At 55.8% G+C, this 15,570-nt stretch carries 16 protein-coding genes; 7 read left to right on the forward strand and 9 right to left on the reverse strand.

Annotated elements, in window-relative coordinates:
* Position 1: 1 nt before the first annotated feature.
* Complete coding sequence (gene arnB, locus NI40_RS20925) at positions 2 to 1,141, reverse strand: UDP-4-amino-4-deoxy-L-arabinose aminotransferase (RefSeq protein WP_039263045.1); 1,140 nt, start codon at positions 1,139 to 1,141, stop codon at positions 2 to 4.
* Positions 1,142 to 1,468: 327 nt separating this feature from the next.
* Positions 1,469 to 1,972 (reverse strand): phenolic acid decarboxylase, encoded by a 504-nt coding sequence (locus NI40_RS20930; RefSeq protein WP_008503103.1) that lies wholly within the window; start codon positions 1,970 to 1,972, stop codon positions 1,469 to 1,471.
* Between the two features lie 99 nt (positions 1,973 to 2,071).
* Between NI40_RS20930 and NI40_RS20935 the strand changes: the two genes are divergently transcribed.
* Both NI40_RS20935 and NI40_RS20940 read left to right on the forward strand, forming a co-directional pair.
* Positions 2,072 to 2,953 (forward strand): LysR family transcriptional regulator, encoded by an 882-nt coding sequence (locus tag NI40_RS20935; RefSeq protein WP_033146854.1) that lies wholly within the window; start codon positions 2,072 to 2,074, stop codon positions 2,951 to 2,953.
* Between the two features lie 32 nt (positions 2,954 to 2,985).
* On the forward strand, positions 2,986 to 3,780 hold the full coding sequence (locus tag NI40_RS20940; RefSeq protein ID WP_039263044.1) for an SDR family NAD(P)-dependent oxidoreductase: 795 nt from the start codon (positions 2,986 to 2,988) through the stop codon (positions 3,778 to 3,780).
* Positions 3,781 to 3,785: 5 nt separating this feature from the next.
* On the opposite strand, the gene NI40_RS20945 is transcribed toward NI40_RS20940, so the two are convergent.
* Positions 3,786 to 4,313, reverse strand: a complete 528-nt coding sequence (locus NI40_RS20945; RefSeq protein ID WP_039263043.1) for an NlpC/P60 family protein — start codon at positions 4,311 to 4,313, stop codon at positions 3,786 to 3,788.
* 239 nt (positions 4,314 to 4,552) lie between these two features.
* On the opposite strand from NI40_RS20945, the gene NI40_RS20950 reads away from it, so the two are divergent.
* Positions 4,553 to 5,215 (forward strand): HAD family hydrolase, encoded by a 663-nt coding sequence (locus NI40_RS20950; protein WP_014885577.1) that lies wholly within the window; start codon positions 4,553 to 4,555, stop codon positions 5,213 to 5,215.
* Between the two features lie 60 nt (positions 5,216 to 5,275).
* On the opposite strand, the gene NI40_RS20955 is transcribed toward NI40_RS20950, so the two are convergent.
* The 3 genes from NI40_RS20955 to NI40_RS20965 all read right to left on the reverse strand — a co-directional run bounded on the left by NI40_RS20955 (position 5,276) and on the right by NI40_RS20965 (position 8,168).
* Entirely contained in the window at positions 5,276 to 6,301 is a 1,026-nt protein-coding gene (locus tag NI40_RS20955) for a TerC/Alx family metal homeostasis membrane protein (RefSeq protein ID WP_039263042.1), read from the reverse strand.
* A gap of 166 nt (positions 6,302 to 6,467) precedes the next feature.
* The gene (locus NI40_RS20960; protein WP_039263041.1) at positions 6,468 to 6,866 is read right to left on the reverse strand and encodes a potassium channel family protein; all 399 of its coding nucleotides are present in this window, start codon (positions 6,864 to 6,866) and stop codon (positions 6,468 to 6,470) included.
* Positions 6,867 to 6,974: 108 nt separating this feature from the next.
* Complete coding sequence (locus NI40_RS20965; RefSeq protein ID WP_039263098.1) at positions 6,975 to 8,168, reverse strand: NAD(P)/FAD-dependent oxidoreductase; 1,194 nt, start codon at positions 8,166 to 8,168, stop codon at positions 6,975 to 6,977.
* 228 nt (positions 8,169 to 8,396) lie between these two features.
* On the opposite strand from NI40_RS20965, the gene pitA reads away from it, so the two are divergent.
* Both pitA and NI40_RS20975 read left to right on the forward strand, forming a co-directional pair.
* Complete coding sequence (gene pitA, locus NI40_RS20970; RefSeq protein WP_023309552.1) at positions 8,397 to 9,896, forward strand: inorganic phosphate transporter PitA; 1,500 nt, start codon at positions 8,397 to 8,399, stop codon at positions 9,894 to 9,896.
* A gap of 186 nt (positions 9,897 to 10,082) precedes the next feature.
* Positions 10,083 to 10,490: a hypothetical protein gene (locus NI40_RS20975; protein WP_039263040.1), complete on the forward strand. Its 408-nt coding sequence runs from the start codon at positions 10,083 to 10,085 to the stop codon at positions 10,488 to 10,490.
* A gap of 43 nt (positions 10,491 to 10,533) precedes the next feature.
* On the opposite strand, the gene uspB is transcribed toward NI40_RS20975, so the two are convergent.
* A complete protein-coding gene (gene uspB / locus NI40_RS20980; protein WP_003861224.1) occupies positions 10,534 to 10,869 on the reverse strand; it encodes a universal stress protein UspB in 336 nt (111 codons plus the stop codon).
* Positions 10,870 to 11,151: 282 nt separating this feature from the next.
* On the opposite strand from uspB, the gene uspA reads away from it, so the two are divergent.
* Positions 11,152 to 11,589 carry a universal stress protein UspA gene (gene uspA, locus NI40_RS20985; RefSeq protein WP_003861223.1) on the forward strand — a complete coding sequence of 146 codons (438 nt, stop codon included), beginning with the start codon at positions 11,152 to 11,154 and terminating at the stop codon, positions 11,587 to 11,589.
* Between the two features lie 96 nt (positions 11,590 to 11,685).
* On the opposite strand, the gene rsmJ is transcribed toward uspA, so the two are convergent.
* Both rsmJ and prlC read right to left on the reverse strand, forming a co-directional pair.
* Positions 11,686 to 12,438: a 16S rRNA (guanine(1516)-N(2))-methyltransferase RsmJ gene (gene rsmJ / locus NI40_RS20990; RefSeq protein ID WP_033146861.1), complete on the reverse strand. Its 753-nt coding sequence runs from the start codon at positions 12,436 to 12,438 to the stop codon at positions 11,686 to 11,688.
* 7 nt (positions 12,439 to 12,445) lie between these two features.
* Complete coding sequence (gene prlC, locus NI40_RS20995) at positions 12,446 to 14,488, reverse strand: oligopeptidase A (protein WP_039263039.1); 2,043 nt, start codon at positions 14,486 to 14,488, stop codon at positions 12,446 to 12,448.
* A gap of 214 nt (positions 14,489 to 14,702) precedes the next feature.
* On the opposite strand from prlC, the gene NI40_RS21000 reads away from it, so the two are divergent.
* Positions 14,703 to 15,545, forward strand: a complete 843-nt coding sequence (locus tag NI40_RS21000) for a 23S rRNA (adenine(2030)-N(6))-methyltransferase RlmJ (protein ID WP_023333753.1) — start codon at positions 14,703 to 14,705, stop codon at positions 15,543 to 15,545.
* Positions 15,546 to 15,570 lie beyond the last annotated feature (25 nt).

A 15,570-nucleotide genomic window follows, 5' to 3' on the forward strand; every position in this document is an offset into this window, starting at 1 on the left:
ATCAATGTCCTGCAAGCTGATGGAGTGCGGTAATGACGCGGGTTGTGTCGTCATGAGTCATGTCCGGGAAAAGAGGGAGAGAACAAATACGCGCGCTATTCCATTCAGAATTCGGGAGCGATACATCAGGAAAACGCTCGCGGTAGTATTTTTGGGTGTGCGCCGCGCGGAAGTGGAGGCCGGTACCGATGCCTTTCTCTTTCAGCGCCGCCATCAGGTTGTCGCGTGAGATCCCGCAGCGCGCTTCGTCAACGCGAATAATAAACAGGTGCCAGGCGTGCACGTGCGGCCATGACGGAATGGTGAGCGGCTGGAACGGCGTATCGGCAAGCTCACGCAGGTAGCGTTCAGCAATTTCCTGGCGGCGCCTGTTGGCCTCTTTCAGCTTGCCTAACTGCACCAGCGCCAGCGCGGCGTTGATGTCCGCCAGATTGTATTTATAGCCCGGCGCGATCACTTCCGCCTGCGGCGCGCGGCCGTGCGTCTGGCGGTCATAGGCATCTACGCCCAGGCCATGGAATTTCAGGCTGCGGATCCGCTGCGCCAGCTGGGCATTATCCGTGACGACTAAGCCGCCTTCCGCGCAGGTCATATTTTTAATGGCGTGGAAGGAAAAAATCGCGGTCCCTTTCCAGCCCACATGACGGTTCTTGTAATACGTTCCGGCGGCATGGGCCGCATCTTCAATAACCGGAATACCGTGACGTTCGCCGATGGCATGAATGGCGTCGATTTCACACGGCGCGCCGGCATAATGAACGGGAATAATGGCTTTGGTACGCGGGGTAATGGCGGCTTCAACGGCTTCTGGCGTCACCATTAATGTATCTTTGTCCACATCAATCATGACCGGCGTGGCACCCAGCAACACGATCATATTCAGCGTGGAAACCCAGGTCTGGGAAGGGGTAATGACTTCATCGCCCGGGCCAATATCCAGCGCCATCAGCGTGACGTGCATACCCGCGGTGGCTGAACAGACGGCAATCGCATGCTGATTCCCGGTAAGCTGACAGAATGCTTCTTCAAGTTCCTGATTCTTAGGCCCAGTGGTGATCCAGCCAGAGGTTAAAACCTCCTGCAACGCCGCTAATTCCTCATGACCCATTGACGGGCGGGAAAAAGGCAAAAAATCACTCATCATTAATTTCCTTGCAATAAGAATGGCACGCGCTTGATATTAACCAATTACTTTTTCGTTTATTTCAACGAACCATAAACTCATATCAAGGTATCGTTCATTTCTTAGGGAAAAATTAAGATGTGTATTGCAGATGTAACAAAACCAATGACATTTCATTTATAAACAATGATTTATATAATTATGAATTATTTATTTCGTGATCCAACTCAATTTTTACAACATGTTATTTTTAAACCAAACATAAACAAACAAAAAAAATCCCGGTTATTTCTGTAAAAGAAGAAATAACCGGGAACTTTTCTTTTTAGTTAATTGTCGCGCTTATTAGAGATTATCTGGAAAGTTTTTCGGTAATTCACTGGCCGCACAGGCAATAACGCTTTCATTATTGGCTCCGCAGTCGCGCACAAAGGTGATCGTGGCAAATTCATCAATCACTTCCGTTGGATACGCCGGACCCGCATCGCGATAGCTGTTCATCAGCGGAATATGGTCATTCTGGAAGCAGACGGTTTTTTCCGGGTTGTTCATGACCCAGCGTGGGAAGAAGATGGTGCCGTGGAACAGCTTGTCGCCCAGGTTCACGATCAGGCTGACGTCGGTACCGGTTGGTTCGGTCCAGGAAATTTTATAGATGCTCTCGCCTACCCGCACGATATAAGCCTGCTGATCTTTCACCCAACGGTTGGCCACAAGACCGCTGTGAATACGGTAATCAAGCGTGGTCTCATTTTTTACGTAAATCTCGTAGTTCCAGCCGTTATCGTAGGTATATACAAGATGTTTACCAACAAAGCCGCTTAAGTCGTGTTTGTCGAAGGTGTTCATAAGATGTCTCCTTTGTTTTGATGAGACGATCGTACCCCTTCAAAAAATGAATGAATAACGCTATATTTTAATCAAATCCATCCAAATTTTAGATAAATCATGCATAAGACGACGCTGGAACAATGGGCTTTACTGGAAAGAGTGGTGGAAGCGGGCAGCTTTGCCAAAGCCGCGGAAGAAACCCACCGCAGCCAGTCCTCGGTGAGCTATAACCTGTCGCTGCTGCAGGAGCGGCTCGGCGTGGCGCTGCTGGTCCCGGAGGGGCGACGGGCGGTGTTAACTCCGGCCGGAGAACTTCTTCTCAACCAGGTTAAACCGCTGCTGAAAGCGTTTTCGTACGTTGAGACGCGCGCAGCGACACTTCGCAACGGGATGCGCACGCGGTTGGATCTGGTGGTGGACTCCATTTTCCCGCGCCGCCGCCTGTTCGCTATTCTTCGTCAGTTCCAGCAGCAGTATCCGCAGACTCAGGTACGTCTGACCGAGGTGCTGGAAAATACCCGCGCCGATGCCATTAACGACGAAGCCGATGTGATGGTCTTAACCCGCCGCCAGGACATTACCGGGCTCGGAGAATGGCTGATGAATATCGACTTTGTTGCCGTGGCCCATTCCCGGCACCCCTTGTTTCTCCTCGACGCGCCGCTAAATGATGAGATGCTGCGCCCGTGGCCGCTCATCCAGATTGCGGACAGCCAGCCCGCCGCGCGTGCTGCCGGCGAGTCGTGGACCTTCTCCACCATCGATGCCGCGATTGAAGCCGTCGTCTCTCAGGTCGGCTACGGCTGGCTGCCAGAGGAACGCATCCAGACCCAGCTGGATCAGGGCGTACTCAAACGCCTGCCGCTGAGCCACGGCGCGCGCAGGGCAACGCCGCTACACCTGATTGTTAAGCGTTCCCTCGCCCCGCTTGATGAACAGGTTGAAACGCTATTGCGCCTTTTTAGCCAGGAGCCGTCATCCTCACCTGCTACGCTTTAAGGTCCGAACGTTAAAACGAGAAGGAGCAGATGATGAAAATCGACTTTGCGGGGAAAGTGGCGCTGGTGACCGCCTCAACCGGCGGGATCGGATTCGCCATTGCCAGAGGTCTGGCAGAAAGCGGTGCGGAAGTGATCGTCAATGGCCGCAGCACGGAATCGGTGAATAAAGGCATTCAGCAGCTCCAGCAGGTGGTGCCGGGCGTACAGGTGCGCGCCGCGATTGCCGATCTCAGCACGGCGGAAGGGGTCGAGTCGCTTCTGAAGGTGGCGAATAACGTCGATATTCTGGTCAACAACGCCGGGATTTACGGTCCGCAGGATTTCTATGCCACCGACGATGAAACCTGGGAGCGTTACTGGCAGACCAACGTGATGTCCGGCGTGCGTCTGTCCCGCGCCCTGCTGCCGGGTATGGTGCAGAAAGGCTGGGGACGCGTGGTGTTTATCTCCTCCGAGTCGGCCTGCAATATTCCGTCGGATATGATCCACTACGGCGTGACCAAAACGGCGCAGCTCTCGCTGGCGCGCGGTCTGGCGAAGTTTGTGGCGGGGAGCGGCGTGACGGTCAACAGCGTCCTGCCGGGCCCGACGATGTCTGACGGTTTCGCAGAGATGATGAAAGATGAAATCGAAAAAACCGGCAAATCGCTGGAGCAGCTGGCGAAAGAGTTTGTGATGGCCAACCGCCCCAGCTCGGTTATCCAGCGCGCGGCAACGGTTGAAGAGGTGGCCAATATGGTGATTTATGTCTGTTCGACCCAGGCCTCCGCCACCTCGGGCGCGGCGCTGCGCGTCGACGGTGGCGTCGTGGATGACATCATCTGACGCTGTCAGGCCGCACTGCCTACGATGCGACGGGCGGTAATGTAGTGTGCTTGCCAGTAATCATCCGTCAGGGTTGAAACCGTTACGCCCTGACTGGTTGAGGCATGAATAAACTGGTTTTTGCCAATATAAACGCCGACGTGCTTGCGGTTCGGGCCCGTCTGGAAGAAGACCAGATCGCCGGCTCTCAGGCGGTATTGCGCGACCTGCACGCCGCGATGGATCTGTTCACTCGTCGTGCGCGGCAAATTAAGATGCGCCGCATCGGTGAACAGGTGCTGCATGAGCGCGGAGCAATCCACCCCGCGATGCGTGGTTCCGCCCCACCGGTACTGGGTGCCTTTCCATTTCTGGTATTGATCGAGAATACGCGAGCGCAGCGGGCCTGTTTCCTGATGCACCAGCGCAGATTTCGCCGGTGATGCTGCCAGTTCACTGTTCATCGATAACATCGACGCTGGAAGTTGAAAGCTGAACGCAGAAAACGAAGCAAAACTTAACGTGAGGATTGAAATAAGCGATCTAAGAGTCATATCAAAAAAGAAGTAGTGAGTGAGTTTTTCCTTACCTGTGGGGGCCAATGGTTCCCCTAAATATCTTGCGATGTGGCGATAATATAGACAGCTCGTTTTTTCACCAATTGTTATCGAGGCCAAAAATGGACTCACTTTGAGATCGCAAGATCGAGAAAAAAAGAGTGGTGATATAAGGACTGTCCAGCCAAAGCAGGTAAACTGATCCGCAGAATGTGTATTTCAGCTAAGACGTATTTATGACCAATATGATTGCCGACGAGACGGTGGCTAAATCCAGCGTGCTTTCTGTCTTTGACTTTGACGGGACATTAACGCACCACGACAGCTTTATCCCTTTCCTGCGTTTTGCCTTCGGCAAACGTTACTTCGCGGGCCGCCTGGTGCGCATGGCGCTGCCCACGCTCCACTGCGTGCGTCGCAAGCTGACGCGCGATGAGCTGAAGGAAGTGCTGATTAAAACCTTCCTGACGGGCGTGGATGAACACTGGCTGCGCCAGCAGGCGGAAGCCTTTTGTGAAAAATACTGGAACAAGCTGATGCGCCCTGAAGGGGTTCTGGCGGTGGCGGCTGAGGTAAATTCCGGTGCGGAGGTAACCATCTGTTCCGCATCCCCGGCGCTGGTGCTCCAGCCGTGGGCTGACAAACTGGGCATTAAGCTGATTGGCACGCAGCTGGAAGTGAAAGACGGCAAGCTGACGGGGCGCATCACGGGCAATAACTGCCGCTGCGCCCAGAAGGTGGCAAGGCTGGAAAAAGTGTATGGCGATCTGAACGCCTATCACCTGCGCGCCTGGGGAGACACCCGCGGCGACCACGAACTGCTGGCGGCGGCGCAGGATCCGCACTGGCGGCACTTCCATCACCCGCGCAAGCGTCGGAATTCACCAATTAAGGGTTAGGTGCGGTCTGGTGCCCTCACCCCGGCCCTCTCCCACAGGGAGAGGGAGAAAGGCGGTACATCAGGCATCACGTTTCCCCGGGAACATCACGCTCGCAATAATCCCCAGTGCCAGCACGCCTAATACCACAAACAGACTGGCCGTGGCGCCAATGCTGTAACCGTGATGCCAGAAGTGATCGGTGGCATTTAACCCGAGCTTGAACGCCACGAAGAACAGCAGCAGAACCACGGCTTTCTCGAGGTGCACCAGATACTGCTTCAGCGCTTCCAGCACGAAGTAAAGCGTACGCAGGCCGAGAATGGCGAACATCATGGCGCTGTAGATAATCAGCGGCTCGCGGCTCACGGCAATAATGGCCGGCACGGAGTCAAACGCGAACATGACGTCAGAGAGCTCGACGACGGCTACGCAAAGCAGCAGCGGCGTCGCATAGCGCTTCGCCTTCTTCACGCGGCCAACCATCACGTCCTGGTTTTCCGGCTTTTCAAGCTCCGCATCCACCTCTTTCTGGGTCAGAATAAAGGCGTTGCTGCTGATTTTCGGCCAGACCGGATAGAAGCGCTTCACCAGGCGATAGGCGAGATGACCCGAGTAATCTTCCACTTCGTCGCTCTCTTCATTGCGCCTGAGCATCATCACCGCCGTCCAGCCGACGACCAGCGCGAAGATCACCTCAACGTACGGCCCCAGGCTTAACAGGCTGGTGCCGATAGCCACAAAGATGCCGCGGAAGACTATCGCCCCCAGCACGCCCCAGTAGAGCACGCGGTGACGGTACTTATCCGGCACGCCGAACCAGGCGAAGATCGCCATCATCACGAACAGGTTATCGACGGAGAGCACCTCTTCCAGCGCATAGCCGGTGAGGAACAGGCTCGCCATCTCGGCGCCGTGGTGAACATACAGGAATCCGGCGAAGGCCATCGCCATCATGACCCAGAAAATGGACCACATCGCCGCGCTTTTCAGCGAGACGGGTTTATCGTGACGGTGCATAAAGAGGTCGATAAACATCGCCCCAACGGCCATCACCACAAAGACAACAACGGTTTCCGTCGGGAAACCGAGATGAGCAGCAGACATACAACACCCTTTTGGCAGACAAAACACAACACCATGCAAACTGGCGTAAACCAGGAACAGAAAAGGGCGGGCCGTTAATCAGCCTCTTCGCCCTCAAATTCGCGGCCTTCAGGCCGCGCAAGGAGGAGTACTTTACCTTACCAGGCGGGGATCGCGCATCTGCCGTTTAGGCACTCATGCCGCGCAAACGCTGCAGCACCGCCACCAGAACCGCCACAGACCAGCCCACCATCAACGCGCCCACCAGCCCTTCCACCCCGCCGATGAGCCGCCAGTGCTGGGGTAACGTGACGTCGCCGTGTCCCACGGTAGCGTAGCTGACCAGTGAAAAATAGAAGCTGGTGTTCCAGTCATTAAACGCGTCGATGACAAAATAAAACGCAGCAAACAGCCCGGCCTCGAGAAGATGGGCGAAGATCATGGAGATCACGATACCGACATTGCGTAAAACGATGCGTACCGCCGAATCGACTTCTAATTTGATGAACTTTAAAACGCCAAACATCCACAGCGAATGGATCACCACGGTAAGGGTAAGCAAAATAATAATACTGAGTAGCTGCATGATGCGTGCTCGACCAAAAGGAATCTGGCCCCGCGAACGAGGCGGGGCACCTGGTCGAAGCTTAGTTGAATGGCGAGGAAAAGTTGGTGCAATAATTGCGTTGCGTGATTATTTCTCTGCCAGCGCCTGAGCGCACGCCCAGGCACTTGCCCATGCCCACTGGAAGTTGTACCCGCCGAGCCAGCCGGTCACATCCATCACTTCGCCAATAAAATAGAGCCCCGGCACGTTGCGCGCTTCCATGGTGCGGGACGAGAGCTCATTCGTATCGACGCCACCCAGCGTGACCTCTGCGGTGCGGTAGCCTTCGGTGCCGTTTGGCTGAACGCGCCAGGCTGTCAGGGTCTCGACCAGCGTTTCCTGCTCGCGGCTGTTAAGCTGCTTGAGCGACACGTCCGGGATCTGCCCCAGCGCCTGCAAACATTCCACCAGACGTTTTGGCAGCTGCATTGCCAGGGTGTTTTTCAGGCTTTGATTCGGGTGCGCGGTACGCTGCTCGTTAAGGAACGCGTCGAGATCGCAATCGGGAAGCAGGTTAACCGTGACAAACTCCCCCGGCTGCCAGTAGCTGGAGATTTGCAGTACCGCCGGGCCGGAGAGGCCGCGATGGGTAAAGAGCAGATTTTCGCGGAACACCGTCCCGTCTTCGGCGGTAATGACCGAGGGAACGGACACGCCGGACAGCGTCTGAAGCTGTTCGAGAAGCGGTTTATGCAGCGTAAACGGCACCAGCCCGGCGCGCGTGGGCAAGACTTTCAGGCCAAACTGTTCGGCAATCTTATAGCCGAACGGGGAGGCGCCCAGCCCCGGCATCGACAGGCCGCCGCTGGCGATCACCAGGCTATCCGCACTGACGGTTTCACCGTTCAGCTGCAGCGTATAGCCCTGGTCGTCGCGGGCGACTTCCAGCACTTCCGTGCGCAGGCGCATGACGACGCCGCCCTTCTCGCACTCGGCCACCAGCATATCGACAATCTGCTGCGCGGAGTCGTCGCAGAACAGCTGTCCCAGCGTCTTTTCATGCCACGCGATGCCGTGCTTACCCACCAGGTCGATAAAATCCCATTGGGTGTAGCGCGCCAGCGCAGATTTACAAAAATGACGGTTTTGGCTCAAATAGGCCGCGGGTTCAACATACAGATTAGTAAAGTTGCAGCGCCCACCGCCGGACATCAGGATCTTACGGCCGGGCTTTTTACCGTTATCCAGCAGCAGCACGCGACGACCCGCCTGTCCGGCCATTGCCGCACAAAACATACCCGCCGCACCGGCGCCAATTACCACGGCATCAAACCTTTCCACGTCAAAACCCTCTTTGTTAACTGCCGCGGATTGTAAAGTTTCCTCTGTGGTCACACCAGCGTAAAAAGATATTACAAAGGCATTCCATTGAAATTTAAAGAATATCCTTTCTGGTGCTTTTCTCAAATCAGGTGGTATGTCAAAAAAAGTCTATATTTCACTTTGCCCGCCGCGCATTTGTCCTGGATAATGCGCCGCGTTCATGTCCTCAAAATGGCGTAACGTCCTATGCTACATTTGTTTGCCGGCCTGGATTTACATACCGGGCTTTTATTATTGCTTGCTCTGGTTTTTGTACTGTTTTACGAAGCGATCAACGGCTTCCACGACACTGCAAACGCAGTAGCGACGGTTATCTACACTCGCGCAATGCGATCGCAGCTTGCGGTTGTTATGGCGGCGGTATTTAACTTTTTTGGTGTTCTCCTGGGCGGACTGAGCGTTGCGTATGCCATCGTGCATATGCTGCCAACGGATCTGCTGCTTAACGTTAGTTCTGGCCATGGCCTCGCTATGGTGTTCTCAATGCTGCTTGCTGCAATTATCTGGAACCTCGGTACCTGGTATTTTGGCCTGCCTGCATCCAGTTCTCACACCCTCATCGGCGCGATTATCGGTATCGGGTTAACCAACGCCCTGATGACCGGGACATCGGTTGTTGATGCGCTGAACCTGCCTAAAGTATTGGGCATTTTCGGCTCCCTGATCATCTCCCCTATCGTGGGTCTGGTAGTCGCGGGGGGATTGATTTTCATCCTGCGTCGCTACTGGAGTAACACGAAAAAACGTGCGCGTATCCACCTGACGCCAGCAGAGCGTGAGAAGAAAGACGGCAAGAAAAAGCCGCCGTTCTGGACGCGTATCGCCCTGATCATTTCTGCTATCGGCGTGGCCTTCTCTCACGGCGCGAACGACGGGCAGAAAGGCATTGGTCTGGTGATGCTGGTTCTGATCGGCGTCGCACCGGCAGGCTTCGTGGTGAACATGAACGCCTCGGGTTACGAAATCACCCGTACCCGCGATGCGGTCAACAACGTTGAAACCTATTTCCAGCAGCATCCTGACCTGCTGAAAAAAGCGACCGGCGTTGATCAATTGATCCCTTCTCCGGAAGCCGGTGCAACCACCGCGCCTGGCGAGTTCCACTGCCATCCGGCAAACGCGATTAACGCGCTGGAACGTGCGAAAGGCATGCTGGGCGATATCGAAAGCTACGACAAACTGGCTGTAGAACAGCGTGGTCAGCTGCGTCGTATCATGCTCTGTATCTCTGATGTGACCGATAAAGTCGCGAAGCTGCCAGAGGTGAATGGTGACGACAAACGTCTGCTGAAGAAACTGAAAAGCGATATGCTCAACACCATTGAGTACGCGCCAATCTGGATCATCATGGCCGTCGCGCTGGCACTCGGTATCGGTACGATGATTGGCTGGCGTCGTGTGGCGACCACCATCGGCGAGAAAATCGGTAAGAAAGGCATGACCTATGCGCAGGGTATGTCCGCGCAGATGACGGCGGCAGTTTCTATCGGTCTGGCGAGCTACACCGGTATGCCGGTATCCACCACCCACGTACTCTCTTCGTCCGTGGCAGGTACCATGATTGTTGACGGTGGCGGTCTGCAGCGCAAAACCGTGACCAACATCCTGATGGCCTGGGTGTTCACCCTTCCGGCGTCCATCCTGCTGTCTGGCGGTTTGTACTGGATTTCGCTGAAGCTGATTTAATCGGTTGAAGGCGACAAAAAAGCGGGTCAGGAAACTGACCCGCTTTTTTTATGGCTGTTTTTTTTACTCAACCCAGTGCTGTAATCAGGGCAATCTGAACACTATTTGTTCAGATTTTTACTTCACAAATAACTATTATCCTCGCGAATGTTCTCAGTCCAAACAACACCCATGACGGAATAGACTATGCCATTCAAAACGGCTATTAAATGGATTCATCGCCTTGTTACCGCTTCACTTCTGGTTCTGGTCATTGGATTTCTCTGGTTAAACCATCAGCCCAATCGGCGAAATAGCGATGAGCTACAGCGCGCTTATAAATTATCCGATAGCGTCTGGCTCTATATGATCGTGAACAATCAGGGCGGTGCAACCGTGCCCACAATCTACCGTTACTATCTCTCAGGGGAGATAGCAGGGAAAGATATCGACATTATCCATCAGTTGGCCATGAAGAATCCCGTCATTGAAGGCACAGGTACGATTACCGCGGCCAGCCTTGATACAAACGGAGAAGTCAAAATCACCTATAGCGGGAAAGTTATTTCGATTGAGAGCAATATCTCCGATCTCCGGTTCTCAGTTAAGCCGTGAGCCAGAGGAAAGAAGGCGGGGCTGACCCCGCCTGTTGTGGCGCTCAGTGCCAAATCATCAATGCAATCATACTGACTACGACCAGCCCGCACAGGGCACTGGTCAAAATGAACTGACGACGCAGGCGCTCGCAGCGACGAATAAACTCTTCATCGTGATGATCGCGGTAGCGCTGGTAGTAGATGTACCCCACCAGACGCATCTGCTTGCTGGGCTGTCCATGCGAGGTGAAGAACCCTCCACCGTCCACATACTGATAAAGCAACGGATCGCAACCACGAAGTACCACTAACAGCGCACGTAACGATGAGAAGTAGCGCGCCATATTCACTATGCAAACCACGCATAACGCCCAAAACAATGCGACGGTGCTAATCATACATCCTCCCCGGCGTCCGCCCACGAAGCAAGGCTCCTGAGCTACCGCACCCCAATGCCCTGACAGACAGTTCAGTGAAAGAATGACCAAAATCGATCCGGTTCGCGTTTTAATATCCGAACGGCTCATTTAACAGTGTAGGAGATCCGTTAATTTTTTTGCCACAAGGTTAATCGTTATCAACACCAAAGCTTGAAAAATATGTTTAACTGGGCCGTAATGAAAGTATCAGACGACGGCATTCTCACTTAGTCATCGATAACTTAAGGAAGGAGTAACACTATGGCTTACAAACACATTCTCATCGCGGTTGACCTCTCTCCGGAGAGCAAAGTGCTGGTTGATAAAGCGGTATCCATGGCACGTCCCTACAACGCGAAAGTTTCGCTGATTCACGTTGACGTGAATTACTCCGACCTCTACACCGGTCTGATCGACGTGAATCTTGGCGATATGCAGAAACGCATCTCCGAAGAGACTCACCATGCCCTGAGCGAACTCTCCACCAACGCGGGTTATCCGATTACCGAAACCCTGAGCGGCAGCGGCGACCTGGGCCAGGTGCTGGTTGATGCGATTAAGAAATACGATATGGACCTGGTGGTTTGCGGTCATCATCAGGACTTCTGGAGCAAACTGATGTCTTCAGCGCGCCAGCTGATTAACACCGTTCACGTGGATATGCTGATTGTTCCACTGCGTGACGAAGAAGACGAGTAAGTGCGTTAAACTCCCCTCACCCTAACCCTCTCCCAAAGGGAGAGGGAATAGATCGAGGACACAGGCCGGGTAAGGCGAAGCCGCCACCCGGCTTTTTTATTCCGGCGTACCCGGATAAATATCAAACCGGTGCCCTTTGGTGGTCACCGCGTTAGTGGTCGCAACGTCCGCCAGCGGCGGCGCATAGTCCGGGCGCTTTACCACCACCCGCTTCGTGGCAAGCTGACGAGCCGGCTCCAGCAGGCCATCGGCATCCAAATCCGGTCCCACCAGCGACTGAAACACCCGCATCTCTTTCTTCACCAGCGCGCTTTTCTGCTTATGTGGGAACATAGGGTCGAGATAGACCACCTGCGGGCGCGGGGTGATGTCCGTTAATGCCGTCAGGCTGGAGGCGTGGATCAGCTGCAAACGATCCTGTAACCACGGGCCGATTTCCGGGTCCGCATAGCCTCGCGCCAGCCCGTCGTCGAGCAGCGCAGCGACCACCGGGTTACGCTCCAGCATCCGCACGCGACAGCCGACGGACGCCAGCACAAACGCATCGCGCCCCAGCCCCGCCGTGGCATCGACCACGTCCGGGAGGTAGCTCCCTTTGATGCCGACCGCTTTGGCCACCGCTTCGCCGCGACCGCCGCCGAACTTGCGCCGGTGCGCCATCGCGCCGCCGACAAAATCGACGAAAATCCCGCCGAGCTTCGGTTCGTCGCGCTTGCGTAATTCGAGATGTTCCGGCGTCATCACCAGCGCCATCAGGTTTTCTTCATCGTGCTCCAGCCCCCAGCGGGCCGCCAGAACAGATAAGGCGCCGTCTCCGGCGCCTGTTTCATCTACTAAGCAGATCTTCACGTAACAATCAGCCTTTGATCCCGTAATGCTCAAGCATCGCGTCCAGCTGCGGCTCGCGGCCGCGGAAGCGTTTGAACAGCACCATTGGCTCTTCAGACCCGCCGCGGGTCAGGATGTTATCGAGGAACGACTGGCCGGTTTCGCGGTTGAAGATCCCCTCTTCTTCGAAGCGGGAGAAGGCATCCGCGGCCAGCACGTCGGCCCACAGGTAGCTGTAGTAGCCCGCCGCGTAGCCGCCGGCGAAGATATGGCTGAAGGCATGCGGGAAGCGGCCCCAGGTTGGCCCTGGAATAACGGCAACCTGCTTTTTAATCTCGGCCAGGGTCTCAAGGATTTTCGCGCCCTGCTCCGGGCTAAACTCGGCGTGCAGGCGGAAATCGAACAGGCCGAACTCCAGCTGGCGCAGAATGAACATCGCCGCCTGGTAGTTTTTCGCCGCCAGCATTTTGTCCAGCAGCGCTTTCGGCAGCGGTTCGCCGGTCTCGTAGTGACCGGAGATAAACGCCAGCGCGTCCGGCTCCCAGCACCAGTTTTCCATAAACTGGCTTGGCAGCTCGACCGCATCCCACGGCACGCCGCTGATACCGGCTACGCCTGCGGTTTCGATACGGGTCAGCATGTGGTGCAGACCATGACCGAACTCGTGGAAAAGGGTGATCACTTCGTCGTGGGTGAACAGCGCCGGTTTGCCGCTTACCGGACGGTTGAAGTTACAGGTCAGGTAGGCGACCGGTTTTTGCAGGGAACCGTCGGCTTTACGCATCTGGCCTACGCAGTCGTCCATCCACGCCCCGCCGCGCTTGTTCTCACGCGCGTAGAGATCGAGGTAGAAGCTGCCGCGCAGCTCGTTTTTCTCGTCATACAGCTCGAAGAAGCGCACGTCCGGGTGCCAGACGTCGATATCGGTACGCTCTTTGGCGGTGATGCCATAGATGCGTTTTACCACTTCGAACAGGCCGTTAACGGCTTTGTTTTCCGGGAAGTACGGGCGCAGCTGCTCGTCGCTGATGCTGTAGAGATGCTGCTTCTGTTTTTCGCTGTAGTACGCGATATCCCACGGCTGCAGCTCGTCCACGCCGAACTCGGCTTTCGCGAAGGCGCGCAGCTGGGCCAGCTCTTTCTCACCCTGCGGACGGGCGCGTTTCGCCAGATCGGTCAGGAATTCGAGCACCTGCTGCGGATTCTCCGCCATTTTGGTGGCGAGGGATTTATCCGCGTAGTTTTCGAAGCCCAGCAGCTGCGCCAGCTCGTGACGCAGGGCGAGGATTTCCGCCATTACCGGGCTGTTGTCCCACTTACCGGCATTCGGCCCCTGATCGGAGGCGCGGGTGCTGTACGCGCGGTACATCTCTTCGCGCAGGGCCTGGTTGTCGCAGTAGGTCATCACCGGCAGATAGCTCGGGATATCCAGCGTCAACAGGAAGCCTTCCTGCTCTTTCGCTTCGGCCTGGGCTTTTGCCGCCGCCAGCGCGCTTTCCGGCATACCGGCCAGCTCAGCTTCGTCGGTAATCAGCTTCGTCCAGCCCATGGTGGCGTCGAGCACGTTGTTGCTGTACTGGTTGCCCAGCTCGGACAGACGCGCGGCAATTTCGCCGTAGCGGGTCTGCTTCTCTTTTGGCAGGCCAATCCCGGACAGCTCAAAATCACGCAGGGCGTTATCGACCGATTTTTTCTGCGCCGTGCTCAGTTCGGCATAGTGGTCGCCGTCGCGCAGGTCGCGGTAGGCTTTGTACAGCCCTTCGTGCTGCCCGACCCAGGTGCTGTACTCAGAGAGCAGCGGCAGGGTCTGCTCGTAGGCTTCGCGCAGTTCCGGGCTGTTTTTTACCGAGTTCAGGTGGCTCACCGGGGAGAAGATACGCCCCAGCACGTCGTCCACTTCGGCCAGCGGCTGACACAGATTTTCCCAGGTGTACGGCGCGCCCTGCGCTACCACGCTTTCTACCGCCGCGCGGCAGTTGTCCAGCGATTGCGTAACGGCTGGAACAACATGCTCAGGGAGGATTTTAGAAAACGGCGGCAACGAAAAAGGCGTCAGTAATGGATTGGTCATAAACGCTGTCCTGTTGAAATAGGTGAATGAAGCGCGCATCCGGCGCTGTGCATATGAGATCTAGAATGGGGTTAAGTGTAGAGGATTTCAATGCCGGGCGTTGCGCTTTCGCGGCGGTGGAAACTTTTCTGTATACTGTGGCGATACGCTCTATTGTTGCCCGATGGCGTTACGCTTATCGGGCCTACGTTTACTACCTGGAACACATTCATCCATGCTCAGTTATCGCCACAGCTTCCACGCAGGCAACCACGCCGACGTCCTTAAACACACCGTTCAGAGCCTGATCATCGAATCGCTCAAAGAGAAAGAGAAGCCGTTTCTCTATCTGGACACGCACGCGGGCGCGGGCCGTTATCAGCTGAGCGGCGAGCATGCCGAGCGTACCGGTGAATATCTGGAAGGGATTGCCCGCATCTGGCAGCAGGACGATCTGCCTGCCGAGCTGGAGCCTTACATCGGCGTAGTGAATCACTTCAACCGCAACGGCCAGCTGCGCTACTACCCTGGCTCACCGCTGATTGCACGCCAGCTGCTGCGCGAGCAGGACAGCCTCCAGTTGACCGAGCTGCATCCGAGCGACTTCCCGCTGCTGCGTTCTGAATTCCAGAAAGACAGCCGCGCCCGCGTGGAAAAATCCGACGGTTACCAGCAGCTGAAGGCCAAACTGCCGCCGGTTTCCCGTCGCGGGCTGGTGCTGATCGACCCGCCGTACGAAATCAAAACCGACTATCAGGCGGTGGTAACCGGCATCCACGAAGGCTACAAACGCTTTGCTACCGGCACCTATGCCCTGTGGTACCCGGTGGTGCTGCGCGCGCAAATCAAACGCATGATCAAAGACCTGGAAGCGACCGGCATCCGCAAGATCCTGCAGATCGAGCTGGCGGTACGCCCTGACAGCGATCAGCGCGGCATGACCGCCTCCGGCATGATTGTGATCAACCCGCCGTGGAAGCTCGAAGCGCAGATGAACAACGTGCTGCCGTGGCTGCATAAAACGCTGGTGCCCGCCGGTACAGGCCACGCCACCGTCAGTTGGATCGTGCCGGAGTAATCGCAGCCATCGGTGGAAACTATTG

The sequence above is a fragment of the Enterobacter sp. E20 genome (assembly GCF_000801755.2).
Taxonomy (GTDB): Bacteria; Pseudomonadota; Gammaproteobacteria; order Enterobacterales; family Enterobacteriaceae; genus Enterobacter; species Enterobacter asburiae_B.

Coding starts and splice junctions, on each gene's coding strand:
- arnB (WP_039263045.1), bottom strand. CDS start 1,141: ATGAGTGATTTTTTGCCTTTTTCCCGCCCGTCAATGGGTCATGAGGAA.
- NI40_RS20930 (WP_008503103.1), bottom strand. CDS start 1,972: ATGAACACCTTCGACAAACACGACTTAAGCGGCTTTGTTGGTAAACAT.
- NI40_RS20935 (WP_033146854.1), top strand. CDS start 2,072: ATGCATAAGACGACGCTGGAACAATGGGCTTTACTGGAAAGAGTGGTG.
- NI40_RS20940 (WP_039263044.1), top strand. CDS start 2,986: ATGAAAATCGACTTTGCGGGGAAAGTGGCGCTGGTGACCGCCTCAACC.
- NI40_RS20945 (WP_039263043.1), bottom strand. CDS start 4,313: ATGACTCTTAGATCGCTTATTTCAATCCTCACGTTAAGTTTTGCTTCG.
- NI40_RS20950 (WP_014885577.1), top strand. CDS start 4,553: ATGACCAATATGATTGCCGACGAGACGGTGGCTAAATCCAGCGTGCTT.
- NI40_RS20955 (WP_039263042.1), bottom strand. CDS start 6,301: ATGTCTGCTGCTCATCTCGGTTTCCCGACGGAAACCGTTGTTGTCTTT.
- NI40_RS20960 (WP_039263041.1), bottom strand. CDS start 6,866: ATGCAGCTACTCAGTATTATTATTTTGCTTACCCTTACCGTGGTGATC.
- pitA (WP_023309552.1), top strand. CDS start 8,397: ATGCTACATTTGTTTGCCGGCCTGGATTTACATACCGGGCTTTTATTA.
- NI40_RS20975 (WP_039263040.1), top strand. CDS start 10,083: ATGCCATTCAAAACGGCTATTAAATGGATTCATCGCCTTGTTACCGCT.
- uspB (WP_003861224.1), bottom strand. CDS start 10,869: ATGATTAGCACCGTCGCATTGTTTTGGGCGTTATGCGTGGTTTGCATA.
- uspA (WP_003861223.1), top strand. CDS start 11,152: ATGGCTTACAAACACATTCTCATCGCGGTTGACCTCTCTCCGGAGAGC.
- prlC (WP_039263039.1), bottom strand. CDS start 14,488: ATGACCAATCCATTACTGACGCCTTTTTCGTTGCCGCCGTTTTCTAAA.
- NI40_RS21000 (WP_023333753.1), top strand. CDS start 14,703: ATGCTCAGTTATCGCCACAGCTTCCACGCAGGCAACCACGCCGACGTC.